Origin of the sequence: Nonomuraea sp. NPDC049758 (genome assembly GCF_040674635.1) — a bacterium.
Taxonomy (GTDB): domain Bacteria; phylum Actinomycetota; class Actinomycetes; order Streptosporangiales; family Streptosporangiaceae; genus Nonomuraea.
On sequence record NZ_JBFAMZ010000003.1, the window covers coordinates 121,969 to 146,205 of the forward strand.

General features: G+C 73.2%; 22 protein-coding genes. 9 read left to right on the top strand and 13 right to left on the bottom strand.

All coding sequences use genetic code 11. The features are described 5' to 3' along the window. Positions 1–11: 11 nt before the first annotated feature. From AB0J46_RS08630 to AB0J46_RS08645, 4 genes are read right to left on the bottom strand one after another with little or no spacing between them, the layout of a single operon-like run. The gene (locus AB0J46_RS08630) at positions 12–416 is read right to left on the bottom strand and encodes a MarR family transcriptional regulator (protein WP_364328308.1); all 405 of its coding nucleotides are present in this window, start codon (positions 414–416) and stop codon (positions 12–14) included. A gap of 34 nt (positions 417–450) precedes the next feature. Beyond that, positions 451–1,122: a DsbA family oxidoreductase gene (locus tag AB0J46_RS08635; RefSeq protein ID WP_364328311.1), complete on the bottom strand. Its 672-nt coding sequence runs from the start codon at positions 1,120–1,122 to the stop codon at positions 451–453. Between the two features lie 47 nt (positions 1,123–1,169). Then, positions 1,170–2,066, bottom strand: a complete 897-nt coding sequence (locus tag AB0J46_RS08640) for a hypothetical protein (protein WP_364328314.1) — start codon at positions 2,064–2,066, stop codon at positions 1,170–1,172. Between the two features lie 55 nt (positions 2,067–2,121). Further along, positions 2,122–2,757, bottom strand: a complete 636-nt coding sequence (locus tag AB0J46_RS08645) for a carbon monoxide dehydrogenase subunit G (RefSeq protein ID WP_364328317.1) — start codon at positions 2,755–2,757, stop codon at positions 2,122–2,124. Positions 2,758–2,853: 96 nt separating this feature from the next. Between AB0J46_RS08645 and AB0J46_RS08650 the strand changes: the two genes are divergently transcribed. From AB0J46_RS08650 to cydB, 3 genes are all read left to right on the top strand, one after another. After that, a complete protein-coding gene (locus AB0J46_RS08650) occupies positions 2,854–3,765 on the top strand; it encodes a polysaccharide deacetylase family protein (RefSeq protein ID WP_364328320.1) in 912 nt (303 codons plus the stop codon). 170 nt (positions 3,766–3,935) lie between these two features. Further along, positions 3,936–5,279, top strand: a complete 1,344-nt coding sequence (locus AB0J46_RS08655; RefSeq protein ID WP_364328323.1) for a cytochrome ubiquinol oxidase subunit I — start codon at positions 3,936–3,938, stop codon at positions 5,277–5,279. Positions 5,280–5,291: 12 nt separating this feature from the next. Next, entirely contained in the window at positions 5,292–6,173 is an 882-nt protein-coding gene (gene cydB, locus AB0J46_RS08660) for a cytochrome d ubiquinol oxidase subunit II (protein ID WP_352363882.1), read from the top strand. 6 nt (positions 6,174–6,179) lie between these two features. Here the strand turns inward: cydB and AB0J46_RS08665 are convergent, their stop codons facing one another. From AB0J46_RS08665 to AB0J46_RS08705, 9 genes are all read right to left on the bottom strand, one after another. After that, a complete protein-coding gene (locus tag AB0J46_RS08665) occupies positions 6,180–6,608 on the bottom strand; it encodes a hypothetical protein (RefSeq protein WP_364328328.1) in 429 nt (142 codons plus the stop codon). A gap of 32 nt (positions 6,609–6,640) precedes the next feature. Next, complete coding sequence (locus tag AB0J46_RS08670; protein ID WP_364328331.1) at positions 6,641–7,654, bottom strand: leucine-rich repeat domain-containing protein; 1,014 nt, start codon at positions 7,652–7,654, stop codon at positions 6,641–6,643. A gap of 8 nt (positions 7,655–7,662) precedes the next feature. After that, a complete protein-coding gene (gene cutA / locus AB0J46_RS08675; RefSeq protein ID WP_364328334.1) occupies positions 7,663–10,014 on the bottom strand; it encodes an aerobic carbon-monoxide dehydrogenase large subunit in 2,352 nt (783 codons plus the stop codon). Positions 10,015–10,030: 16 nt separating this feature from the next. Beyond that, a complete protein-coding gene (locus tag AB0J46_RS08680) occupies positions 10,031–10,507 on the bottom strand; it encodes a (2Fe-2S)-binding protein (protein WP_357964812.1) in 477 nt (158 codons plus the stop codon). Further along, complete coding sequence (locus tag AB0J46_RS08685; RefSeq protein ID WP_364328337.1) at positions 10,497–11,369, bottom strand: FAD binding domain-containing protein; 873 nt, start codon at positions 11,367–11,369, stop codon at positions 10,497–10,499. The genes AB0J46_RS08680 and AB0J46_RS08685 overlap by 11 nt, the downstream gene beginning before the upstream one ends. Beyond that, on the bottom strand, positions 11,366–12,790 hold the full coding sequence (locus AB0J46_RS08690; RefSeq protein WP_364328340.1) for a solute carrier family 23 protein: 1,425 nt from the start codon (positions 12,788–12,790) through the stop codon (positions 11,366–11,368). The genes AB0J46_RS08685 and AB0J46_RS08690 overlap by 4 nt, the downstream gene beginning before the upstream one ends. Positions 12,791–12,940: 150 nt before the next feature. After that, positions 12,941–14,269: a solute carrier family 23 protein gene (locus tag AB0J46_RS08695; RefSeq protein WP_364328343.1), complete on the bottom strand. Its 1,329-nt coding sequence runs from the start codon at positions 14,267–14,269 to the stop codon at positions 12,941–12,943. A 103-nt stretch (positions 14,270–14,372) separates the two neighbouring features. Further along, on the bottom strand, positions 14,373–14,582 hold the full coding sequence (locus AB0J46_RS08700) for an RNA-binding S4 domain-containing protein (protein WP_352363868.1): 210 nt from the start codon (positions 14,580–14,582) through the stop codon (positions 14,373–14,375). Positions 14,583–14,593: 11 nt separating this feature from the next. After that, positions 14,594–16,204: a PucR family transcriptional regulator ligand-binding domain-containing protein gene (locus tag AB0J46_RS08705; protein WP_364328346.1), complete on the bottom strand. Its 1,611-nt coding sequence runs from the start codon at positions 16,202–16,204 to the stop codon at positions 14,594–14,596. A gap of 130 nt (positions 16,205–16,334) precedes the next feature. Here AB0J46_RS08705 and AB0J46_RS08710 point away from each other — a divergent pair, with 130 nt between their 5' ends. The 6 genes from AB0J46_RS08710 (at position 16,335) to AB0J46_RS08735 (ending at position 24,223) form a co-directional block, all read left to right on the top strand. Further along, positions 16,335–17,183, top strand: coding sequence for a DUF2877 domain-containing protein (locus AB0J46_RS08710; RefSeq protein ID WP_364328349.1), 849 nt, complete (start codon positions 16,335–16,337; stop codon positions 17,181–17,183). Next, complete coding sequence (locus AB0J46_RS08715) at positions 17,180–18,541, top strand: FdrA family protein (protein WP_364328352.1); 1,362 nt, start codon at positions 17,180–17,182, stop codon at positions 18,539–18,541. Before AB0J46_RS08710 ends, AB0J46_RS08715 begins: the two co-directional genes overlap by 4 nt. A 67-nt stretch (positions 18,542–18,608) precedes the next feature. Beyond that, positions 18,609–19,979 (top strand): DUF1116 domain-containing protein, encoded by a 1,371-nt coding sequence (locus AB0J46_RS08720; RefSeq protein ID WP_364328355.1) that lies wholly within the window; start codon positions 18,609–18,611, stop codon positions 19,977–19,979. Positions 19,980–20,157: 178 nt separating this feature from the next. Continuing rightward, the gene (locus AB0J46_RS08725; RefSeq protein ID WP_364328358.1) at positions 20,158–22,344 is read left to right on the top strand and encodes a protein kinase; all 2,187 of its coding nucleotides are present in this window, start codon (positions 20,158–20,160) and stop codon (positions 22,342–22,344) included. Positions 22,345–22,388: 44 nt separating this feature from the next. Continuing rightward, positions 22,389–22,961, top strand: a complete 573-nt coding sequence (locus tag AB0J46_RS08730; RefSeq protein ID WP_364328361.1) for a TetR/AcrR family transcriptional regulator — start codon at positions 22,389–22,391, stop codon at positions 22,959–22,961. Between the two features lie 71 nt (positions 22,962–23,032). After that, positions 23,033–24,223: a Cmx/CmrA family chloramphenicol efflux MFS transporter gene (locus AB0J46_RS08735; RefSeq protein WP_364328364.1), complete on the top strand. Its 1,191-nt coding sequence runs from the start codon at positions 23,033–23,035 to the stop codon at positions 24,221–24,223. Positions 24,224–24,237: the final 14 nt, after the last annotated feature.

Below are 24,237 nucleotides of genomic sequence, written 5' to 3' on the forward strand. Positions count from 1 at the left end.
CCGCGTGGCTCCTACACCAGCCGGTCGAGGGCGGCGCGGAACAGGCGGCGCTCGTCCTCCGGCAGGGCGGACAGGAAGGCGCCCTCGGCCTCCTCCACGGCCGGCACCGCGAGGCGCATGGTCTCGCGGCCGTGCTCGGTCAGCTCGACCGCGTTCTTGCGGCGGTCGCCCGGATGCGGCCGCCGCGCCACCAGCCGCTTGCCCTCCAGCGCGTCGACCATGGCGACCATCGTCGTGCGGTCGATGCCGAGCCGCAGGGCCGCCTCCTGCTGCGACAGCGGCTCGGGGGCGTCGATCACCGACAGCACGGCGAGCTCCCGCCCGTCGATCCCGTAGGGCGCGAGCGCCGGGCCGGTGAACTCGGCCAGGCGCAGCGCGGCATGCTTGAGCAGGTAACCAAGGCGGCGGCTCGACACCTTCCGATTGTCGCACCGCCGCGGGCGGGGCCGTTCAGACCGCGCAGTAGCCGTCGTCGTCGCATCCGTCGGCCGGCGGGGCGAGCTGGGTGATCGGCGTCTGGCCGGTACGCTCGGCGACCTCGTCGATGGCCGCCGCGAAGGCGTCCTCGGGCTGCGCGCCCGACACCGCGAACTTGCCCTCGAACAGGAACAGCGGCACTCCGCTGACACCCAGCGCGCCGGCCCTGGCCAGCTGCTCGCGCACCTGCTCGGCGCCCTCGCCGGTGTCCTGGACGCCGACCTCGCCGGCCAGGCGGCTCAGCACGGCGGGGTCGCCGACGTTGGCGCCCTCGCCGAAGTACGCGCGGAACAGCCGGTCGGCCATCTCCTTGCCGAGCCCCTGGGCGGTGGCGGCCTCGATGAGCCGGTGGGCCTCGAAGGTGTTGGCGTTGACGGCCCGCTCGTAGTCCATCTCCAGGCCCTCTTCGACGGCGACGCCCTTGACCCGCTCGGTCATCTGCCGCGCGCCCGGCCCGAACTTGCGCTCAAGGGCCGGGATCAGCGGCTCGCCCTCGACGGGGGCGTCGGGGTTGAGCTGGAACGGGCGCATGGTCACCTCGATCGTGCCGCCCTTGGCACGGAAGCGCTCGGCGGCGCGGGCGAACCTGACGTGCCCGATGTAACACCAGGGGCACACGACATCGGAGAAAATCTCGACTTTCACCCCATCGACAACCACGCGGCCCGCACGACGATTCCGCCGGCCGCGGGTCAGCCGGCGGCCAGCTCCTCCAGCCGGTAGGGCAGGTAGGCCGAGTCGTCCACCAGCGCGGACGCGCCGCGCCACCAGCCGAACCACTCGCCGCTGCGCCACATCCAGTCGACCCGCTCGATGGCGGCCACCACGTCGCCGACGGTCCCCCACCGCTCGCCCAGCTCCTCGCGGCTGACGCCGTGACGGACGGCCCAGGCCCGCAGCACGCCCGCGGCGGCGGCCGGGATCTCGCGGGCGTACGGGTCGGGCTTCTCGCCGGGCAGCCGGTGGGGCCCGAGCCCGGCGGCCACCCCCCAGCTCCACTGGGCCTCGGCTGGCCTGGAGTAGCGCAGCGACTGGAAGTCGAGGTTGGACCCCAGAGCGTCGTCGGGACGGCGGGCGACGACCGCGTCGAGCCGGCCGCCCGCGTCGAAGTGCACCACGAGCCGCTGCCCCGGCCGGACCCCCGGCGGCAGCTCGAAGCGGTCCTCGGCCTGCCAGGAGTTGAGGTCGACCTCGGCGACGGGCCGGCCCCAGAGCTGGTCGGCGGCGTCGTCGGCGATCCAGGCGGCCAGCATCTCCAGCGCGGTCAGGTCGGTCCACGGCTCGATCGCGAGGGCCGTGCGCAGCACCTCGTCGGGCGCCGGCAGCTTGCCGCCCCTGGGCCGCGTCCACCAGCCGGCGCCCAGCTCGCGGGTGCCGACGAGGAGCGCGGCGATGGCGGCCAGTTCGGCCGATCGGCGGGTGAGCGACGCGCCGAGCGCCAGCCCGAGCGCGCGGTCGGTCCGCTGGTCGCCGAACACCGGCCGCACCTCGGCGACCAGGGACTCGGCGGTGGGGCGCTCCTCCCCCAGCAGGTTGCGTACGATGCGCCTGGCTTCGTTTCGTGCGTCTTCAGCGTGTGCCTGCCGCATACCGCCACGCTACGCCGGGAGATCCTTTTCCGCGAGGGTCGTCGTGGCGCGTCCCTCAGCCGCGCCGGCCGCCTGTGTCGCGGCCGAGCAGCCGGCCCACGGCGACGCCGGCGAGCGCGGCGGCCGCGCCCATGCCGAAGGCGGCCAGCAGCGCCCACGGGCGGGTCTCGGCGGGCCGCGTGGGCGGCCGTTCGTAGACCGCCGGGGCGGCCGGGGCGGCCTCCAGGGCGGCCTGTGCCGCCGGGACCGGCGGCGGGGCGCTGAGGTGGCCCTCGACGGCGGAGAAGAACTCGCCCGCCGTGCGTTTCGCGACCGAGCCGAGCATGCGCTGCCCGACGCCGCCGATCATCCCGCCGATCACCGCGTCGGCGTCGTAGTCCACCCGGGTGCCGCCGTCGATCTCGCTCAGCCGGACCAGGACGGTGGCCTCGACCGTGCCCGGCGCGCCCTGGCCGCGCGCCCGCAGCGTGAAGCTCTCGGGCGCGTGCGGCTCGGCCAGCGCGACCTCTCCCTGGTAGACGCCCTTGATGGACGCCACGCCCGCGTTGACCGTCATCCTGTAGGTGTCCGGCCCGGTCTCCTCCAGGCGCTCGCAGCCCGGGATGGTGCGCACGAGCACCGCCGGGTCCTGGAGCGCGGCCCACACTCGATCTCGCTGTACGCCGATCACGGCGCTGCCCGCCACCTTCATGCGGCCACTCTAGGCACGGGTGACCGGCTGGTTAAGGGCAAGACCTGCCAGTCGGGCGACGCGTCGTGTGGATCAGGGCTGGCAAGATGGTGCTCCATGTGCTGGGGGCGTGGAACGGTCAGGGGCGGGGCCGGGCGTGGCGGGCTGGGGCCGGCCGCGCTCGCCGGGGTGCTGGTGGCGCTGGCCGCCGGATGCGCCACAGGCGGCACCACCGGCGGCACCGGCGGGGTCGTGACCGGGCCGTCGGCGAAGCCGTCCGCGAGCGGGGAGCCCACGTCCCGGCCCACTCCGCAGGGCCCGCCGGGGGCGCTGCCGCGGGCCGGCGAGGTTGGCCCGATCAGGGGCGAGAACGGCCTGCCCCCGGTGATCAGCTCGATCCCCACCAAGCGCAAGGTCGTCTTCCTCACCATCGACGACGGCTGGGAGCAGGACCCCGGCTTCGTCAAGCTGGTACGCGACCGGCGCGTCCCCATCACCGCCTTCGCCATGCGCGACGCGGTCGAGGCCAAGGGCAGCCCCGACCCGGCCGGCGGCCCCGGCCGCTACGTGGGCGCCGGCAAGTGGGGGTACTTCCGGCAGCTCCGCGACGTCCACGTGCCCGTCGAGAACCACACCCTGACCCATCCCGACCTGCGCCGCCTGGCCCTCGACGGGCAGCGCCGCGAGATCTGCGGCGCGGCCCAGGTGGTCGGCAAGGAGATCGGGACCCGGCCGGCGTTGTTCCGGCCGCCGTTCGGCAGCTACAACACCGACACGCTGCGGGCCGCCCGGCGGTGCGGGGTGAAGGCCGTGCTGCTGTGGACCGCCACCGTGCAGCCGGGCGGCAAGATCGCCTACCAGGTGCCCGACAAGCGCCTGCGTCCGGGCGACATCCTGCTCCTGCACTTCCGGCCGAACCTGGCGGCCGACTTCCGGGTGCTGATCGACAAGATCAAGCGGCGCGGCTTCGAGCTGGGCAATCTGCGGGCCTACCTCGACGCCGCGGGCGGGGTCCGCCGGGCGGGGTAGTGCGCAATCCGCCCGGCGGGTGACGCGCCTGGACGTACCCGTACGGGATCCTCGAAAAGTAGGCAGAACCGGGGGATGTGACCAACGTCGCATCGCGATGCTCTACGGCCTGTAGTACTACTACAGGTAGAAGTACTACAGCTTGTAGAGCTATGAGCGGGTGGGGATTGATGGACGCGCTTGACCTGGCACGGTGGCAGTTCGGGGTCACCACCGTGTACCACTTCTTGTTCGTGCCCCTGACCATCGGTCTGGGCATCTTCGTCGCGGGCCTCCAGACGGCCTGGCACCGCACGGGCAAGGAGCACTACCTCAAGCTCACGAAGTTCTTCGGGAAGCTGTTCCTGATCAACTTCGCCATGGGCGTGGTGACGGGCATCGTGCAGGAATTCCAGTTCGGCATGAACTGGAGTGAGTACTCCACGTTCGTCGGTGACGTCTTCGGCGCCCCGCTGGCCATGGAGGCGCTGCTGGCCTTCTTCATGGAGTCCACGTTCCTCGGCCTGTGGATCTTCGGCTGGGACCGGCTGCCGAAGAAGGCGCACCTGGCCAGCATCTGGGCCGCCGCGATCGGCTCCAACCTGTCGGCCTACTTCATCCTCGCGGCCAACGCCTGGATGAAGCACCCGGTCGGCTACGAGGTCGTGGACGGCAAGGCCAGGATGACCGACCTGTGGGCCGTGCTGACCAACTCCACGGCGGTCGCGCAGGTGCCGCACGTCATCGGGGCCGCGTTCATCGTGGCGGGCGGGTTCGTGCTGGCGGTCAGCGGCTACTGGCTGCTGCGGACGCGCGCGCCGATGTGGCGCAGCGCCGCCCGCGGCGCGCTGGTCATGACGGCGATCGCGGGGGCGGTCGTCGCGGGCACCGGCGACATGTCGGCCAAGCTCATGTACGAGCAGCAGCCCATGAAGCTGGCCGCGGCCGAGGGCCTGGAGCGCGACACCGCGGGCGCGGCCTTCTCCCTCGCGCCCGGCATCGAGATCCCCAAGGTGCTCAGCTTCCTGGCCACCAACGACCCCAACGCCACCGTCCAGGGCACCGAGGACCTGCAGAAGCGCTTCGAGCAGCAGTTCGGCCCCGGCGACTACCGGCCCGACCCGACGATCGTGTTCTGGTCGTTCCGCGTGATGATCGTGTTCGGCATGGCCACCGCGGGGCTCGCGCTGCTCGGCCTCTGGCTGACCCGGCGCAGGCGCGAGGTGCCGTCCTGGCTGGCGCGGGCGCTGCTGCTGGCGCTGCCGCTGCCGTTCGCGGCGGTGATCGCGGGCTGGCTGCTGAGCGAGATCGGCCGGCAGCCCTGGACGGTCGCCGGCGAGCTGCTGACCGCCTCAAGCGTCTCGCCCGGCGTGACCCTGGCCGAGGTCGCCATCTCGCTGACCGTCTTCACACTCCTGTACGGCGGCCTGGCCGTGGCCGAGGTCGTCCTGCTGGCCAAGCACGTGCGCAAGGGCGTCGAGGAGCGGCAGCCCGCTCCCGAGGCGCAGCCGCTCGAACCGTCGCTGATGTACTAGAGGGACCAGACCATGATCAACCTGTGGTTCGTCATCATCGCCTTCCTCTGGACCGGGTACTTCGTCCTCGAAGGCTTCGACTTCGGCGTCGGCCTGCTGGCGCCGCTCCTGAGCAGGAACGCCGCCGAGCAGCGCCAGAGCCTGCAGACCATCGGCCCGGTCTGGGACGGCAACGAGGTGTGGCTGATCACGGCCGTCGGCGCCATGTTCGCCGCCTTCCCCGCCTGGTACTCCGGCCTGTTCAGCGCGTTCTACCTGCCCGTCACGCTCATCCTGGTCGGCCTGATCGTGCGCGGCGTCGGGCTGGAATGGCGTGGCAAGGTCGCCAACCCGATCTGGTGCGACCTCGGCATCCTGGTCGGCAGCGGCCTCCCGGCGTTCCTGTGGGGCGCGATCTTCGCCGACGTGCTGTTCGACAGCGGCCCGGCGGCCCTGCTCGGCGGCGCGTTCACGCTGACGCTCTGCGTGCTGCACGGCGCGGTCTTCCTCGCGCTGCGCACCACCGGCCCGGTGCGCCGCCGGGCCAGGACCGCCGCCATGGCCGCGGCGGCGGTGGCCATCCCGGTGGCCGTGCTGGCCCTGTCGAACCTGGGCTCGCTGCCCGCCCTGGCCGCCATGGCCGCGCTGGCCGCCGCGGCGGCGCTGATCTGGCGGCGCAGGGAGGGCTGGGCGTTCGGCGCGACCGCCGCGGGCATCGTGCTGGCCACGCTGGCGGTCTTCATGGAGCTGCGCGTCGCGCCGCTGCCCGGGCTGACCCTGGCGGCGGCCGCCTCGGGGCCGTACACGCTGACGATGCTGAGCTGGATCGGGCTGATCACGCTGCCGTTCGTGCTGGTCTACCAGGGCTGGACGTACTGGGTGTTCCGCAAGCGGGTCATGCTGGCGGCGGCGTAGGGCGCCTCAGCCGACCGTGCGCATCTGGTTCGTGCGGTGGTCCTTCAGGTGGAGGTCGCCGCCGAGCCGCTCCTTCAGCAGCTCCAGCACCTTGCGGCTGGACAGGACCGTCCACAGGTTGCCGACCAGGTGCGGGTTGTACTCGGGGGCGGCGTCCATCCAGGCGTCCTTGCCGGACTGGCTGGCGAACGTCGTGACGAAGAACTGGCCGTCGGCGGTCCGGCAGTAGCCCGTACGGATCTCGGCGGCGTCGACCTGCATGCGCGGCTTGCAGCCGACCTTGGCGGCGAGCTGCTCGACCGTCTGGGGCGCCGCCGCCGCCCGCGGGGCGTTCTGGCCGGCCGCCGCCGGGCCGCCGGAGCCGCCGCCGGCGGAGCAGGCGGCGACCAGCCCGGCCAGCAGCGCGAGGACGGCCAGACGTGGAAATGTCGTCATGTGCGGAGATACGCACGGCCCCCCGCGCCGGTTCAGCGCAGGACGACGCAGCCCCGGGCCCGCAGCAGATCGAGCACCGGCGGGTCGTCGTAGAGCTTGTTCCAGCGCAGGTCGAGCTTGCGCAGGCCGGTCAGCTCCGCGACCGCGGCGGGCAGTTCGCGCAGCCGGTTGTTGCGCAGATCGAGATGGGTGAGGCCGGACGGCAGCGCGGGCAGCTCGCTCAGATGGTTGTTGCGCAGGTCGAGCACGCGCAGCTCGGTCAGCGCCGCGAGGGCGGCGGGCAGCCGGGTCAGCCGGTTGCCCTGCAGGTGCAGCTCGCGCAGCCGGCCGAGCCCGCCGACGGTCTCGGGCAGCGTCTCCAGCCGGTTGTCGTACAGGCGCAGCTCCACCAGCGACGCCATCGACCCGAGCGCGTCCGGGAGCCTGGTCAGCCGGTTGTCGGTGAGGTTGAGGTAGGCCAGCCGGTCGAGGCGGCCGAGCGCGGCCGGGACGTCGGTGAAGCCGTTGTCGCTCAGGTAGAGGTAGTCGGTGAGCGGCAGGTCGCCGACCTCGGGCGGGATCGAGGCGAGCCGGTTGTGGCCGAGGTCGAGCATGCGCAGCCGGGTCAGGCCGCCGATGGCCGCGGGGATCTCGGTGAGGGCGTTCTCGGCGAGGTTGAGGGATTCCAGCGCGGTCAGCTTCCACAGCGCGGCGGGCACGGAGGTCAGCCGGTTGCCACCCACCGCGAGGTGGCGCAGGCGCGGGCCGAGGTCGCCGGTCAGGCGCTCGATCCGGTTGCCGTAGAGGAAGAGGGTCTCCAGGCCGGGCGGGCAGTCAGGGACCTCGCTCAGCTCGTTGCCGTCGAGGTGCAGGGCGCGCAGCGCGGTCAGGCCGGACAGGCGAGGCAGCTCGCGCAGCCGGTTGCCGTCGAGCCGCAGCTCCTCCAGCGCGGCCAGCCCGCCCACCCGGGCGGGCACGTGCGTGATCTCGTTCCAGGCCAGGTCGATCGTGCGCACGTCGTCGGGCACGTCGGGGAAGCGGGTCAGGCCGGCGCCGGGAGCGAGCATGGCGCCGATCATCGCATACGCAGCCCGAACAGGTCGGACGGCGAGATGGGCATGCGGTCGATCTCGATGCCCTCGGCGTCCTCGATCGCCGAGGCGATGACCGCCGACACCGGGATCACGCCGGCCTCGCCCGCGCCCTTGATGCCGAGCGGGTTGAGCGGCGAGGGCGTCTCCAGGTGGGCGGTCTCGATCGGGGGGATCTCGGTGGCGTACGGCATGAGGAAGTCCATGAACGAGGCGTTGACGAGCTGGCCGTGGACCTCGTACTCCATGCGCTCGTACAGGGCGCCGCCGATGCCCTGGGCCACTCCGCCGTGGATCTGGCCCTCCACGATCATCGGGTTGATCAGCCGGCCGCAGTCGTGCACGACGGCGTACCTGACGACCCTGATCTCGGCGGTGTCCGGGTCGGTCTCCACGATGGCCGCGTGCATGCCGGAGGCGAACGTGGACCGGATCGGCGAGTAGAACTCGCGCCCCTCCAGGCCCGGCTCCTCGCCCTCGGCCACCGGCGGGCGGGCCGGGTCGGCCGCGCCGGCGAACTGGGTCGCCCTGGCCGTCTCCTCGTCGAAGGCGTACCGCAGCGGGTTGGCCAGCACCGCCACCGTCGAGAGCGGGATCGCGGCGGTCGGCGCGCCCACGACGTGCACCAGGCCGTCGTCGATCTGCAGGTCGGCCGGGTCGGCCTCCAGGGCGTCGGCCGCGATGCGCAGCGCCTTCTCCTTGACCTTCCGGCAGGCCAGGGCGATGGCGTTGCCGCTGACGACGGCGGCGCGGGAGGCGAAGGTGCCCACCGCGTACCCGAACCTGCGGGTGTCGCCGGTGACCACGCTGACGCGTTCGATGGGCACGCCCAGCTCGGCGGCGGCGATCTGGGCGAAGGCGGTCTCGTGGCCCTGCCCCTGGGAGGTCAGGCCGGTCGAGACGTGCACCCGGCCGTCGGAGGTGATCTGCACGTGCCCGCCCTCGTACGGGCCGACGCCCGTGCCCTCGACGTAGCAGCCGATGCCGATCCCCCGGCCCGGACGCCGCTCGAAGGAGTCCCAGCCGATCAGCTCCTTGATCATGCGGAGCATCTCCGGGTAGTCGCCGCTGTCGTAGATGAGCGGGCGGCCGTCCTGGAACGTCATCCCCTGGTCGTAGGGGAACTCGTCGGGGCGGATGAAGTTGGCCGCGCGCACCTGCGTGCGGTCCTTGCCCAGGTAGCGGGCGATCTTGTCCATGGTCCGCTCCATGCAGAACACGCCCTGCGGCCGACCGGCCCCCCGGTACGGCGTGACCTGCACGGTGTTGGTGTAGACCGCGGTGAACTCGACCCGGTAGGCCCCCGGCTTGTACGGCCCCAGCAGCTGCGTGGAGGTGACGATGGGCACGATGATCCCGTACGGCGTGTAGGCGCCGTGGTCGTGCAGGATCGTCACGTCCAGGCCCAGGACGCGGCCGTCGTCGTCGAAGCCGACGCGTACGTGGTGGATCTGGGCGCGTTCGTGCGCGGAGGAGATGAAGTGTTCCCTGCGGTCCTCGGTCCACTTGATCTCGCGGCCGAGCGTCATCGCGGCCCACGGCACCAGGATCTCCTCCGGCCACGGGTGCACGATCTTGACGCCGAAGCCGCCGCCGACGTCCGGGGCGATCACCTCGACCTGCGGCAGCGGCAGCCCGAGCGCGGCGGCGACGGCCATGCGCACGCTGGTGGAGGTCTGGGTGCTGGAGTGGACGCGCAGGTCGCGGCCGTCCCAGCGGGCGTGCACGCCGCGGCCCTCCAGCGGCATGCTGGCGCTGCGCTCGATGTCGAGCCGGAAGGCCAGCGTGTGCGGCGCGCTCTCGACGGCCTCGCGCGCGCCCCTGCCGTCGGCCCCCGGCACCTCCTGGACGAGGTGCGCCCCCACGTTCCCCGGCACGTCCTCGTGCACGAGCTGGGCGCCCTGCACCGCCTCGGCCAGGCCGACGACCGGCTTGAGCGGCTCGTAGGCGACCTCGATGAGCGCGCAGGCGTCCTCGGCGGTGTACCGGTCGGCGGCCACGACCATGACCACGGGCTCGCCGACGTGCCGGACGACCTCCCTGGCCAGCGGGTACGCGGTGCGCCCGTGGGTGAGCGCCGGATGCGGGATCAGCAGCGGCAGCGGCCGGCCCACCCGCTCGGGCAGGTCCTCCCAGGTGTAGATCGCGACCAGGCCCGGCACGTCGAGCGCGGCGGACACGTCGATGTCGCCGACGCGGGCGTGGGCGTGGGGTGACCGGACGAACGCGGCGGCGAGCGCGTCGCGGCCCAGGTCGTCGAGGAAACGGCCCTGGCCGGTGAGCAGCCTCGGGTCCTCCCGCCGCTGCACCGGCTCGCCGAACATCCTGGTCGTCATGACTCCCCCAGCAAGCTCACGACTCCTCCGCCAGCAGCTCGGCGGCGCGGTGGACGGCCTTGACGATGTTCTGGTAGCCGGTGCACCGGCACAGGTTGCCGGACACGCCTTCGAGCACCTCCTCGTGGGTGGGCGCCGGGTTGTCGGCCAGCAGGGCGGTCACCGTGCACAGGAAGCCCGGGGTGCAGAAGCCGCACTGCAGGCCGTGGCACTCGGCGAAGGCCCGCTGCACCGGTGAGAGCCCGTCCGGGCCGGCCAGGCCCTCGACGGTGGTGATCTCGTGCCCGTCCACGGTGACCGCGAAGGTCAGGCACGACCGGACCGGCTCGCCGTCGAGCAGCACCGTGCAGCAGCCGCAGACGCCGTGCTCGCAGCCGACGTGCGTGCCGGTCAGGCCGAGGTCGTGGCGCAGGCAGTCGGACAGCAGGCGGCGTCCGGGGACGCTGACCCGCCTCGCCGTGCCGTTCACGGTCAGCGTGATCTCATGTTCCACCGGTCGCCGTCCCCTCCCGTACCGCCTCGCGCAGTGCCCGTTCGGCCAGCACGCCCACCAGGTGCCGCCGGTAGGCGGCGGTGGCGTGGATGTCCTCTTCGGGATCGGTCCCCTCCCGCACGGTCCGCGCGACGGCGGGCCAGTCGACGCTCGCGGCCGGCCGGTGGCCGCACGCGCCGGTCACATCCATCAGGACGGGGACCGGGCCCACGCCGACGCAGGCGACCCTGGCCGCGGCGACGCGCAGGTCGTCGTCGAGCGTGACCACGGCGCAGACGCCGGCCAGGGCGTAGTCGCCGTGCCGCCGGGACACCTCCTCGAACGCCGTCCCGGCGCGCCCGCCGAGCGCCGGGAAGTAGGCCGACACGGCCAGCTCGTCCGGCCGGACGCCGGACTCCATGGGGCCGACGAAGAACTCCCGCGCCGGCACGTCCCGCTCGGCAACGCCGGCGGCGGTCCAGCGGGCCAGCCGCACCGAGCCGCCCAGGACGGCCAGCACCGCGGGCAGCTCGGCGGCGGGATCGGCGTGCACCAGGCTCCCGACGACCGTGCCCCGGTTGCGGATCACGGGGTGGGCGACCAGCCGCAGCGCCTTCGTCAGCAGCGGGTGCGCGCCGGACCGGGCCACCCGCGAGTGCCGGGCCAGCGCGCCCACCCGCACGCCGTCGCCGCCCGCCTCCAGCGTGTCCAGGGCGGTCAGGCGGTTGATGTCGACGATGTGCTCGGGCGCGGCCAGCCGCATGTTCAGCATGGGGATCAGGCTCTGGCCGCCGGCCAGCACCTTGCCGGGCACCTCGGCGAGCGTCCGCAGCGCCGCGCCCAGGTCGCCGGGGGCGTGGTGGGTGAACGGCGGCGGCTTCACCCGGCCTCGCCCGGAGCCGGATGCGGGCCCGGTCTCGACGAGCGCCCGGCTATGACGCGCAGCAGGTGGTAGCCGCCCACCACCACGACGGTGCCGAGCGCGATGCCCTCCAGGGAGAAGTCTCCGCCGATCATGTGCGTCACCGGTCCGATCGCCAGGATGATGCCCGCGCCGATCGGGACCATGTTCACCGGGTCGGCGAAATCCACCCGGTTCTCGATCCAGATCTTGGCGCCGAGTAGTCCGATCATGCCGTAGAGGATGACGGTGACGCCGCCGAGCACGCCGCCCGGCGTGGCGGCGACCAGCGCCCCGAACTTCGGGCACAGGCCGAACAGGATCGCGATCAGGCCGGCGATGTAGTAGGCGGCCGTGGAGTAGACCTTGGTGGCCGCCATGACGCCGATGTTCTCGGCGTAGGTGGTGGTGGGCGAGCCTCCGACGGCGCTGGTGACGACGGTGGCGGCGCCGTCGGCGATGATCGCCCGGCCGATGTAGGGGTCGACATCGGTGCCGGTCATCTCGCCGACGGCCTTGACGTGGCCGACGTTCTCGGCGATGAGCGCGATCACCGCGGGCAGCACGAGCAGCACGGCGGAGAACCGGAAGTCGGGCGCGTGGAAGTCCGGCAGCCCGAACCAGTCGGCCTTGGCGACGGCGTCGAAGCTGACCCGGTCATGCGGGAAGGCCGTGGCCACGCAGTACGTGCCCTCGGCCGGGCAGGCGGCGCCGGCCGCGTCGCGCAGGTTCTGGCCGGGCAGCACGGAGGTGACCGGCCCCGCCACCCGGTCCAGCACCCAGGACAGCGCGAACCCGGTGACCAGCCCGATGAGCACCCCGACGCGCCCGGCGAACCCCTTGAACGCCACGATCACCACGAACGTCACCAGCATCGTGATCAGCGCCACCCACTGGTCCTGCCCCCAGTAGACGTCCGCGACCACGTACGCCAGCCCGAACCCGATGAGCATCACCACCGCGCCGGTGACGACGGGCGGGAAGACCCGGTGGATGATCTGCACCCCGAGCACGTGCACGGCCAGCCCCGCCAGCGCCAGCACGAGCCCGGCCACCAGGATCGAGCCGGTCACGACGGCGTCGGCGACGCTCTGGTCGGTGCCGACGGCGGCCCTGATGGCGAACACGCCGCCGACGAACGACGCGCTGGTGCCCAGGTAGCTGGGCACCTTGCCCTTCACGATCAGCAGGAACATGATCGTCGCGACGCCGGACATCATCACGGCGACGTTCGGGTCGAGCCCCATCACCAGCGGGAACACGAACGTCGCGCCGAACATGGCGATCACGTGCTGGGCGCCGAAGCCGATCATGCGCGGCCAGCTCAGCCGCTCGTCGGGCCTGACCACCTCGCCTGGCGCCAGATGCCTGCCGTCACCGTGTCTGGTCCATCCGAAAACCATCTGCGCCCTCTCTTCCGGGCCGGCGACCGTGCCTTTGCGGGCACATTAGGACCGCTGGGATGCGGCTACACGGGCATGATCTGCCAAATATCCCGCGGTCACCAGAGCGAACCTCCGTACGGGGAAGTCGCCGGCCGGTCAGAGAGGGGGTTATCGGCCTGTTTCGGGCACCGGTTCGCGGCGCGTGGCGCGCAGCAGGTGGTAGCCGACGAGCAGCACGATCGTGCCGAGCGCGATGCCGCTGAGGGAGAACGTGCTGGTGATCGGGAAGGCGACCGGCCCGATGGCGATGATGATGCCCGCGCCCACCGGGACCAGGTTGACCGGGTCGGACAGGTTCACCTTGTTCTCGATCCAGATGCGGGCGCCGAGCAGGCCGATCATGCCGTACAGGATGGTCGTGACGCCGCCGAGCACGCCGTCGGGGGTCGCGGCCACGAGCGCGCCGAACTTGGGGCACAGGCCGAACAGGATCGCGATGACCGCGGCGATGTAGTAGGCGGCCGTGGAGTAGACCTTGGTGGCCGCCATGACGCCGATGTTCTCGGCGTAGGTGGTGGTGGCCGGGCCGCCGACCGAGGTGGCGACCACGGTGCCGACGCCGTCGGCCATGATGGCGCGGCCCATGTAGCCGTCCACGTCCGCGCCGGTCATCTCGCCGACGGCCTTGACGTGGCCGACGTTCTCGGCAATGAGCGCGATCACGACCGGCAGCACCAGCACGATCGCCGACACCTCGAACACCGGCCCGTGCAGCGACGGCAGGCCGATCCAGTCGGCCTTGGCGACGCCCTGGAGGTCGACGCGGAAGTGCTCGGTCACCTTGCCGGTGGCGTCGGGGGAAAGGATCTTGCCGCCCACCACGTCCCAGACCCACGACAGCACGAACCCGAAGACCAGGCCGAGCAGCACGCCGATGCGGCCGAGGAAGCCCTTGAAGACCCCGATGAAGACGAACGTGGCCGCCATCGTGAGCAGCGCCACCCACGGGTCCTTGGGCCAGTAGACGTCGGCCGCGACGTAGGCCATGCCGAAGCCGATCAGCATCACCACGCCGCCGGTGACGATCGGCGGGAAGACGCGGTGGATGATCCGCACGCCGAGCAGGTGGATGGCCAGCCCGCAGCCGGCCAGCACGACGCCGACGGCCAGCAGCGCGCCGGTGACGGTCGCGTCGCCGCCCCCGGCCGCCCTGATCGCCACCACGGCCCCCACGAAGGACGCGCTCGACCCGACGTAGCTGGGGATCTTGCCCTTCACGATGAGCAGGAACAGGATCGTCGCGACGCCGGACATCATCACGGCCAGGTTCGCGTCGAGCCCCATGACCAGCGGGAACACGAACGTCGCGCCGAACATGGCGATGACGTGCTGGGCGCCGATGCCGACCATCCGGGGCCAGGAGAGCCGCTCGTCAGGCTTGACGACCTCTCCCGGCGTCAGATGCTTCCCGTCGCCGTGCAGCTTCCACCCGAACACCGCGAACCCACCTCAATCTTCCGCCTGACCAGCGGCGACGTCTTCCGAAGTATGTCGGAGAGCACAATAAGGGGTGTCGCGACCATCCGGATACGGCGGGCCGTTATTGCACGTGGATCGTGAACCCGTCGCCGCTCACCACCTGGCCGGTACGGATCTTCGCCGTCTTCCGCAGCTCGACCTCGCCGTCGACCTGGACCAGGCCCTCGGCGATGAGGTGTTTGGCCATGCCGCCGGTCTCGGTGACCCCGCAGTACTTCAGCAGGTCGCACAGCGGGATGTACTCGGAACGCAGTTCGAAATCCAGATCCACGAGCCCCAAGCCTAGATGCCGCGCATGCGCAGCACGTGCAGGGCCAGGGTCAGGTTGAGCCGCAGGTGGGGGTCGTCGGTGAAGTTGCCGAGCAGGCGTTCCAGCTTCCCGATCCGGTAGCGCAGCGTGTTGTAGTGGAAGTGCAGCCGGCGGGCGGTCTCGGCGACGTTGAGGTTGGTCTCCAGGAGCACCTGCAGCGTGCGCCGCAGGTCGGCGTTCTCGGCGTCCTCGTCCCAGGCCAGCGGGCCCAGCGTCTCGCGGACGAACGCGTGCAGCTCGCCGGTGTCGTTCACCAGCGACAGCAGCCGGTAGACGCCGAGCTGGTCGAAGTGCGCGACCGCGCCCGGCCCGTGCAGCTGCCGGCCCACCCGGGCCGCCTTCATCGCCTGCGCGTACGCCTCCGGCAGCGTCCCGGCCCCCGGGCTCGGCCGCGAGGTGCCGGTCGAGAACGTCGCGGGCGGCACGTCGGCGAACGCCGAGGCGGCGTCCTTGGCCACCCTGGCGGCATCGAGCGAGGCGTCCACGACGGCGACGACCTCGTGCGAGAACCCGGCCACCGCGCCGCGCGGGTCGTGCCGCCGCACGGCCGCCGTCCAGCAGGACACCAGCCGGTCCTGGGCGCTGCGCTCGTCGCCGTCGGGGTCGAGCTCGGCCACCAGCACGATCACCGGCCGCGCCAGGTCCCAGCCGAACGCCCTGGCCCTGGCGTCCACCCGTTCGGGCGTGCCGGCCCGGCCGGTGAGCACGTCGCGCAGGAAGTCGGCCCGGTACTTGCTCTCGACCGCGTTGACCGCCTCCTGCCGGGTCACGACCAGCGCGGCGACGGTGGCGGCGCGTTCGAGGATGCCGATGTCGCTGTCCCGGATCGCGCCGGTGGCGCTGTAGGCGACGATCCGGCCGTGGTGGTGCCCGCCGGCCAGCACGGGGGCCGAGGCGAACGCCCTGCCGCGGCCCGGCGTGTCGGCGGACCGCGTGGGCGGCGGGCCCTCGCGGGAGATCGACTCGCGCAGGGCGGCGACGTGCTCGGCCGCCCCGGCGGTGGCCAGGACCTGGCCGGCGCCGTCCACGGCGGCCACGGCCACGTCGAGGAGCTGGGCCACCTCGGCGGCGACCTCGTTGAGCCCGCCGCCGGCCAGCACCACGTGGACCAGCGCCCGGTGCGCCTCCTCGGCGCGGGCCAGCACGGCGGCCTGGCGGTTGAGTATGTCGGTGAGCACCTGGTTGAGGATGTCGTCGAAGCCGACGTCGTTGGGCAGCAGGATGAGCGGGAAGCCGAGCCGGTCGGCCTGCTCGGTCATCTCGGCGGGCAGCTCGTCCACGTACCGGCCGAGTTTGATCGCCAGCGCGGCCAGGCCGCGTTCGTCCAGGTCGGCGACCAGGCGGCCGAGCGACTGCGGCGTGTTGCGCAGCGGATAGCCGGTGGTCAGCAGCAGCTCGTGCGGCTTGACCCAGGCCAGGATGTCGGGCACCTCCATGACGTTGAGCCGCTGCACGATGCGCCCGAGCCCGCTCTCCCCCGCGATCAGCCTGGCCTCGGCCAGCGTCGAGACGCCGAGCACCTCCCCGACCGAGACGCCATGGATGATCGTTCCGGTGCTGGCCAGACGCACGGGGGGCTCCATGTGGTGATTGTGACTCCCCAGATGGTCTGTCAGGAAGAGCCAACCTTCCCGCTGACTGTTGGCAAATTTCTCCGTACGGAGGGTTCTCCGGCCGTTCTACGGTCAGGACCAGGGTCCGATGGGAGGTTCGGTGACCGTCAGTACTCATGCGCGGCGTGCCCGGGTCCGCGTGACGGGCGCGGCCAGCACCGCCGTGCGTCCCGTGCTGGAGGCTCCGCGTAGCCCGGCCCGGGTGCTCGCGGCGTTCTCCGCGGGGATATACCTGGAGGTCAGGACCGACTGCGAGCCTTCGGTGATCGCCCTCATCACCGGCGAGGCGGCCCGGCTGCCCAACTCGGTGTTGCTGGCCACGCCGCTGCCGGAGGTCACCGTGGGTGACGACGCCTCCGTCGGCGACCGCGGCATCGAGCTGGGCTCGCTGAGCCTCGGCGTGCGCCGCTGGTGGGACCCGGCTCCGGCGCTGGGCCCGGTCGACCCGCTGAGCCTGGCCGACGTCGTCCTGGACGGGCCCGGACGGCCCGGCCTGGCCGGGAACGACGCGGTCGAACTGCTGGCGCGCAGTTGCGCGCAGGCCCGGCTGCTGGGTGCGGTGACGGCGGCGGAACGGCTCGTGGGGCTCGGTCCCGGACTCACGCCGAGCGGCGACGACGTGCTGGCCGGGCTGCTGGTGACGTTGAGGCACCTCGGCACGGCGACCGGCACGCGACGGGCGGTCTGGCTGGCCGACTGGCTGGCGGCGACCGTCACCTACGACGCGCGCACCCGTACGACGCCGATCTCGGCCACGTTGCTGCACTGCGCGGCCAGGGGCGAGGCCAGCCCGGAGGTGACCGGCGTGCTGCGCGGCATCGCGGGCAGGCAGGCGCTCGAACCGGCGCTGCGGCGCCTGCACCGGCTCGGCCACACCTCGGGCGCCGACCTCGCCCAGGGCATCTCGATCGGGCTGGACTCGGTCCGGGCATTGAGCAGGCGCCCGTGAGCGACGACCTGATCCAGCTGAGAAAAGGGACGTACCACGACTCCGTCACCTTGATGCGAATAAGTCGTGCGCTGACCGAAATGCCGGGCGTGGAGGTGGCGATGGTGGCCATGGCCACCGAGCTCAACCTCGCCATCGTCCGCGACCTCGGCTTCGAGCCCCCGCCCGCGGGCCCCGGCGACCTGCTCATCGCCCTGCGCGGCGCCGACCCCGCGCGGGCCGTCGAGGAGCTGGACGCCCGGCTGACCGCGCGGGCCGCCACCACCACCGCCGCCGCCGCCACCAGGGCCGCCACAGTGTCCGGGGAGCAGCCGCCGCTCACCACCTACTCGGCCGCCAGGACGCCGGCCGACCTGGTCCTGGTGTCCGTGCCCGGCGAGCACGCCTTCTGCGAGGCCTGCGACGCCGTCGAGGCCGGGCTGCCGGTGATGATCTTCAGCGACGGCGTGCCGCCGGCCCAGGAGCGGTGGCTCAAGGAGCTGGCCGAGGAGCGCGGCGTCCTGGTCATGGGGCCCGACTGCGGCACCGCCTCGATCGCGGGCGTCGGGCTCGGCTTCGCCAACGTGCTGCGGCCGGGGCCGGTCGGCCTGGTCGCCGCCTCCGGCACGGGCGCCCAGCAGGTGTCCTGCCTGCTCGACTGGGCGGAGGCCGGGATCAGCCACATCCTCGGCGTGGGCGGCAGGGACCTGTCGGCCGAGGTCGGCGGGCTGGCCACGATGCGCGCCCTGCGGCTGCTCGACGACGATCCGGCCACCGAGCTGATCGTGCTGGTCGGCAAGCCGCCCGGTCCCGGCGTGGCGGGGGCCGTCCGGGAGGTGGCCGCCGGGCTGCGCACGCCGGTGGTGGAGGCGGTGCTGCCGGAGACCGACCTCACCGAGGCGGCCGGACGGGCGCTGCGGGCGCTGGGCCGCAGCGTGCCCGGATGGCCGTCGTGGCCGGGCGCGCTGCGCGGGGAGCCGCGGAGTGTCAGGGGGCTGTACGCGGGCGGCACGCTGTGCGCGGAGGCCGCCGTCCTGGCCGGGCCCGGCGAGTTCACCGACTTCGGGGACGACGCCTACACCAGGGGCCGGGCGCATCCGATGATCGACCCGACGCTGCGCCTGGAGGCCCTGTCGCGGGTCCGGGCGGACGAGGTGGTGCTCATGGACGTCGTCCTCGGCCACGCCGCCGACCCCGACCCGGCGGCCTCGCTCGCGCCGGCGGTCGCCCGTACGCCGGCCACCGTCGTGACGGCGCTGGTCGGCAGCGCGGGCGATCCCCAGGACCTGCACCGGCAGGCCGCGGCGCTGCGCGAGGCCGGGGCGGCCGTGTTCGTCTCCAACGCCGAGGCCGCCCGCCACGCCCGGAGCCTCCTGTGACCCCGCCCGCCGTGCCCCCGTTCGCCGTGCCCCCGTTCGCCGTTCGTCGCCTTGCCGGGAGGGTGTCGTGAGCCTGTTGTCGGGGCCGCCGCGGGTGATCACCGTCGGGGCGGGGCTGCTCGACGAGGCGCTGGCGGCCCAGGCCGTGCCGACGACGCCGGTGGCCTGGCGGCCGCCGCTGCCCGGCACCGCCGACGCCCTGGCCAAGGTGCTGGCCGACCCGCGCAGGACGGCCGCCAACGAGCTGGCCGTGCACAGGCTGACGAGCGCGCGGCCGTACCTGGTGGGCCTGCGGCGGGCCGCCGAGGTGCTGCCCGCGGGGACGTTCCTGCACGCCGGGCCGCCGATCGAGTGGGACCGCGCCTCGGGCCCGATGCGCGGCGCGCTGATCGGCGCGATGTTGCTGGAGGGCCTGGCGGGCGACGAGCGGGAGGCCGCGGCCGGGCTGGCGGCGGGCGCGGTCGCGCTGCGGCCCTGCCACGAGCACGCCACGGTGGGCCCGATGGCGGGCGTGGTGAGCCCGTCGATGTGGCTGCTGGAGGTACGCGACGAGGAGCACGGCGGCACCGCCTACTGCTCGCTCAACGAGGGCCTGGGCAAGGTACTCAGGTACGGCGCGTACGGCCCCGAGGTGCTCGAGCGGCTGCGCTGGATGGACGAGGTGCTCGGCCCGGTCCTCGCCGCGACGCTGGCCCGTACCGGCCCGATCGACCTGCGCTCGCTGATCGCGCAGGCCCTGCAGATGGGCGACGAGCTGCACAACCGCAACCGCGCGGCCACCTCGCTGCTGCTGCGCGAGCTGGCTCCGGCCCTGGTGGAGGCCGCGCCCGCGCAGGCGGCGCAGGTGCTGCGCTTCGTCAACGGCAACGACCACTTCTTCCTCAACGCGGGCATGGCCGCGGGCAAGGTGAGCACGGACGCCGCCCGCGACATCCCCGGCTCCTCGCTGGTCGTGGCCATGGCCAGGAACGGCACCGACTTCGGCGTGCAGGTCTCCGGGCTCGGCGGACGCTGGTTCACCGGCCCGGCCGGGGTGCCGGACGGCCTCTACCTCGGCGCGTACGGCCCCCAGGACGCCAACCCCGACATCGGCGACTCCACGATTACCGAGACCTCCGGGCTGGGCGGCTTCGCGATGGCCGCCGCGCCCGCGATCGTGCGCTTCGTCGGCGGCGAGGTGGCCGACGCGGTCCGGGCCACCCGCTCGATGTACGAGATCACGCTCGCCGAGCATCCCGCGTACCAGATTCCCGGGCTCGGATTCCGCGGCACGCCCGTCGGCATCGACGTGACGCTCGTCGCCAGGACGGGCATTCTGCCGGTCGTCAACACCGGCATCGCGGGGCGCGTGGCGGGCACCGGACAGGTCGGCGCGGGACTGGTGGAGCCGCCCGCGCAGGCGTTCACCAGCGCGTTGATCGCACTCGCCGCTGAGTAAGTGATCAGTTTGAAAAGCCGCATATCTGCAGGTCAGAGCGGCTGTAAAGGGTCTTCGCCTTCCGTTACCGATTTTCCGCCGATATCGTGGCGAACCTCATAATCTGCAAGTAGCGCATGGCGCACGGTGGCGCGTACGGCGATCCACCGCACGAAGTGGTCACGCTCTGATGTGACGGATGAGGCTGAATGGGGGCGGCAAGATGGCAGCCGACCGCTTGCTCGGCGGGCCCGGCCCGGACCAGGGTGCGCCGGGGGGTGACCCGCAGAGCCAGGGGCGTCTGGTCGGCAGGCGTTACCGGTTGATGTCGCCGGTCGGCCGGGGCGGCATGGGCATGGTGTGGCACGCCCACGACGTGCTGCTCGACCGGGACGTCGCGGTCAAGGAGCTGATCCTGCCGTACGGGCTGGATCAGGCGGGCAAGCAGATGGCCCACCGGCGCATGCTGCGCGAGGCCAGGTCGGCGGCCCGGCTGACGCATCCGGGCATCGTCACCGTCCACGACGTCGTCGAGGAGGACGGCCGGCCGTGGATCGTGATGGAGCTGGTCCGCGCCTGGTCGCTGGAGCAGGCCGTGCGGCAGGGCGGCCCGCTGCCGGTGATCCAGGCCGCCGAGATCGGCATCCGCGTGCTCGACGCGCTCCGGCACGCGCACGCGGCCGGCATCCTGCACCGCGACATCAAGCCGGGCAACGTGCTGCTGACCTCCGACCGCGTGGTGCTGACCGACTTCGGCATCGCCGCCATCGAGGGCGACGTGACGATCACGCAGACCGGGCTGCTCATGGGCTCGCCCGCGTACGTGCCGCCGGAGCGGCTGTCCGGGCAGCCGATCGGGCAGGCGGCCGACCTGTGGTCCTTCGGCGCGACCCTGTACGCGGCCGTGGAGGGGCGGCCGCCGTACGAAGGGCCGGACGCCATCGCGGTGCTGGGCGCGGTGCTCACCCAGGAGCCGATCAGGCCGCAGCGGGCCGGGGCGCTGCTGCCGGTGATCGAGGGCCTGCTGCGCAAGAACCCGGCCGAGCGGCTCACCGCGGAGCAGGTCGCCGACCTGCTGGAAGCGGTGCTGCGCGCCCACGGCTCGGCCCGTCCGCGCCCGCCCGAGACGCTGCCGACCGACTCGGACCAGACGCCGCTGGGGATGTTGCCGCCGCTGGAGCACCCGTCCGGGCCGATGCCCTCGCGCATCGTGGAGACCCCTTCGGGGCCGGTGCGGGTGCCGTACGACCCGCTGGCCGGCCCGGCGGGCGGGTACGCGATGCCGCCCTACGACGGCCTGTCGAGCCCGTCGGGCAGCCATCGCACCGACCGGCTCCCGTCCCCGGCCGACGGCTTCGACGCCTTCGGCGGCCCGTCCGGCCCGCACCGGATGGAACCGCCCGCCGCGGACCTCGACGACCTCGACGACCTCGGCACGCCCGCCCCGCCCGCGCCGCAGCCGATCCTGCCCCTGACGACGGACAGCAGGGCGGCCGCCGTCCCGGCCCCCTGGCCGCTGGCCTCGGCCGACGAACTGCGCGAGCACTCGCGCGACCTGTCGCACGACATCAGCCACAGCCGCCTGGCGACCCTGCCCGGCTCCGGCGCCGGGTCGCGCTCCGGCCCGTCGGGCACCGGCGCCACCCGGACCGGTACCGGCCGGACCGGTTCCTCGCGCACCGGCGCCACCCGGACCGGGCCGGCGCGCAGCGGCCCCTCGCGCGGCGGTCCTTCGCGGGCGGGCACCAGCCGCCGCAGGGTCCAGGAGGGCGACGGCCCCTGGATGCGCGGCGGCCGGCCCACGCCGTTGCTGATCGCCAGTGCGGTCGCGGGCGTGGCCGTGGTGGTCGGCGCGATCGTGGTCATCCTGTCCGGCGGCGCGCCGCAGGTCTCGCCCGGCACGCAGTCGGCCGCCGCCACCAGCCAGGCGCCGCGGAAGACCGGCCCCTCGCCGGTGCCCGACGGCTACAAGGAGCACACCCCGCCCGGCTTCGCGGCGGCGGTCCCGGACGGCTGGAAGCTGGCCACCTCGGGGGACGCGGCCACCTTCACCGGCCCCAAGGACTCCGGCACCCGGATCGTCGTCGAGCAGGCCGCCCCGCAGGCCGACGGGCTCGCCGAGCTGAGCCGGCGCGAGGCCGACGGCGGCGTGGAGGGCTACATCCAGGTGCAGCTCCAGGCCACCGACTACCGGGGCTGGAAGGCCGCCGACTGGGAGTACACCTACACCTCCAAGGACGGCGTCCCGATGCACGCCCTGACCCGGTACGTCTCGCTCGACGACAAGACCGCCTTCACGATCTCGTTCGACATGCCCGAGCTGAAGTGGGACGACCAGGCCGGGGCCCGCAAGACGTTCCTGGACACGTTCCGCCAGACCACCTGACCCATATTGCACTGATCATTCCAAAACGTGCTAACGTGCTCGTCATGGCACGACCACGGACGTTCGAGGAGGACCGCGCCGTCGAGGCCGCCATGCGCGCGTTCTGGGACGCGGGCTACGAAGGAACCTCGACCCAGGACCTGTGCGAGGCCACCGGCCTCGGCCGCAGCAGCATCTACAACACCTTCGCGAACAAGCGCGACCTCTACGAGCGGGCCCTGCGCCGCTACCAGGAGGAGCGCACGTCCGCGCTGATCGAGCTCATGGCCTCCGGCCTGCCGGTCGCGGAGAAGATCAGGACCGTGCTGTGGCAGGCGGTCGACCCGGAGGCCGGCGACCCGGCCGGCTGCCTGGTGGTCAACGCCCTGGTGGAGCTGGCTCCGCACGATCCGGAGATCGCCGTCCTGCTGCGCCGCGACGGCGAGCGGCGGGTGGAGGCGATGCGCGGCGCGATCGAGCGCGGGCAGGCCCTCGGCGAGATCGGCTCCGACAAGGACGCACTGGCGCTCGCGCACTTCGTCGTGGCCACGGTCAGCGGCCTGCGCGTCGCGGCCCGGGGCGGGGCGGGCCGGGCGGTGCTCGAATCCATCGCGACGACGGCGCTGACCGCTTTCTGACCTTTCCTGCGCCTCCATTTCTTTTCGTGCCCGAATTTTGTACTGAGCGTTCTAAAATTGAAGGAGTTCTCATGCCGTTGGCGGTGTTCATCCTGGGGCTGGCGATCTTCGCCCAGGGCACCTCGGAGCTCATGCTGGCCGGACTGCTGCCGGAGATGGCCGCCGACCTCGGCGTGTCCGTCCCCGACGCGGGGCTGCTGATCTCGGCGTTCGCGATCGGGATGCTGGTGGGGGCGCCGGTGCTGGCCGTCGTGACGATGCGCTGGCCGCGCCGGACGGCGCTGCTGACGTTCATGGCGGTCTTCGCGCTGACCCACGTCGCCGGGGCCCTGACCACCAGTTACGGCCTGCTGTTCGCCACCCGCGTGGCGGGCGCCTTCGTCTACGCCGGGTTCTGGGCGGTCGCGGCGTCCACGGCGGTCGGCCTGGTGCCGCCGAACGCCAGGGGGAAGGCGATGAGCATCGTGGCGGGCGGGCTGACCGTGGCCACCGTCGTCGGGCTGTCCCTCGGCACGGTCGTCGGCCAGCACCTCGGCTGGCGCGCCGCGTTCTGGGCCGTGGCCGCGCTGTCGGCGCTGGCGGCCCTGGGCGTGCTGGCGACGATCCCCGGCGGCCGTCCCGAGCGGGAGGCCGCGCCGGGCGTCGCCGAGCAGCTGCGCTCGATGCTGAGCCCGCGCCTGTGGCTCGCCTTCGCCACCACCGCCCTGGCGACCGGCGGCCTGCTGGTCTCCTTCAGCTACCTGAGCGCGATGCTCGTGGACACGACCGGTCTGCGGGCCGCCTGGGTGCCCGCCGTCCTGGCGCTGTACGGCGTCGGCGCGGTGATCGGCATCACGATCGGCGGGCGCACCGCCGACACGCGCCCCTTCGCGACCCTGTACGCGGGCATCGCCGGGCTGGTCCTGACCTCGGTCCTGCTGGCTCTGGCCGCGCCGGTCGCGGTGCTGGCCGTGCCGCTGGTCCTGCTGCTCGGCGGGTTCGGCTTCGCCACCAACCCGACGCTGAACACCCGCGTCTTCACCCTGGCCAAGGACGCCCCCACGATGGCCGCCGCGATGAACGTCTGCGCCTTCAACGTCGGCATCACCGTCGGCCCGTGGCTCGGCGGGCTGGCCATCGGGGCGGGCGCCGGATACCCGTCCGTCGGCTGGATCGGCGCCGTGCTCGGCGCGGCGGCGCTGGGCGTGGTGGCCCTGTCCGCCCGTCCTGGCCGGGAGCCGGTCGCCGCGGCCCACCGGGCCGAAGCCGTCCCGAGGGCGTGAGGTACGGTCCTGGC

Bases quoted from the DNA above. Each gene is read 5' to 3' on its own strand.
- AB0J46_RS08725 (WP_364328358.1), top strand. From the start codon at position 20,158: ATGAGGCTGAATGGGGGCGGCAAGATGGCAGCCGACCGCTTGCTCGGC.
- AB0J46_RS08640 (WP_364328314.1), bottom strand. From the start codon at position 2,066: ATGCGGCAGGCACACGCTGAAGACGCACGAAACGAAGCCAGGCGCATC.
- AB0J46_RS08670 (WP_364328331.1), bottom strand. From the start codon at position 7,654: ATGCTCGCTCCCGGCGCCGGCCTGACCCGCTTCCCCGACGTGCCCGAC.
- AB0J46_RS08665 (WP_364328328.1), bottom strand. From the start codon at position 6,608: ATGACGACATTTCCACGTCTGGCCGTCCTCGCGCTGCTGGCCGGGCTG.
- AB0J46_RS08650 (WP_364328320.1), top strand. From the start codon at position 2,854: ATGTGCTGGGGGCGTGGAACGGTCAGGGGCGGGGCCGGGCGTGGCGGG.
- AB0J46_RS08690 (WP_364328340.1), bottom strand. From the start codon at position 12,790: ATGGTTTTCGGATGGACCAGACACGGTGACGGCAGGCATCTGGCGCCA.
- AB0J46_RS08730 (WP_364328361.1), top strand. From the start codon at position 22,389: ATGGCACGACCACGGACGTTCGAGGAGGACCGCGCCGTCGAGGCCGCC.
- cydB (WP_352363882.1), top strand. From the start codon at position 5,292: ATGATCAACCTGTGGTTCGTCATCATCGCCTTCCTCTGGACCGGGTAC.
- AB0J46_RS08735 (WP_364328364.1), top strand. From the start codon at position 23,033: ATGCCGTTGGCGGTGTTCATCCTGGGGCTGGCGATCTTCGCCCAGGGC.
- AB0J46_RS08645 (WP_364328317.1), bottom strand. From the start codon at position 2,757: ATGAAGGTGGCGGGCAGCGCCGTGATCGGCGTACAGCGAGATCGAGTG.
- cutA (WP_364328334.1), bottom strand. From the start codon at position 10,014: ATGACGACCAGGATGTTCGGCGAGCCGGTGCAGCGGCGGGAGGACCCG.
- AB0J46_RS08705 (WP_364328346.1), bottom strand. From the start codon at position 16,204: ATGGAGCCCCCCGTGCGTCTGGCCAGCACCGGAACGATCATCCATGGC.
- AB0J46_RS08655 (WP_364328323.1), top strand. From the start codon at position 3,936: ATGGACGCGCTTGACCTGGCACGGTGGCAGTTCGGGGTCACCACCGTG.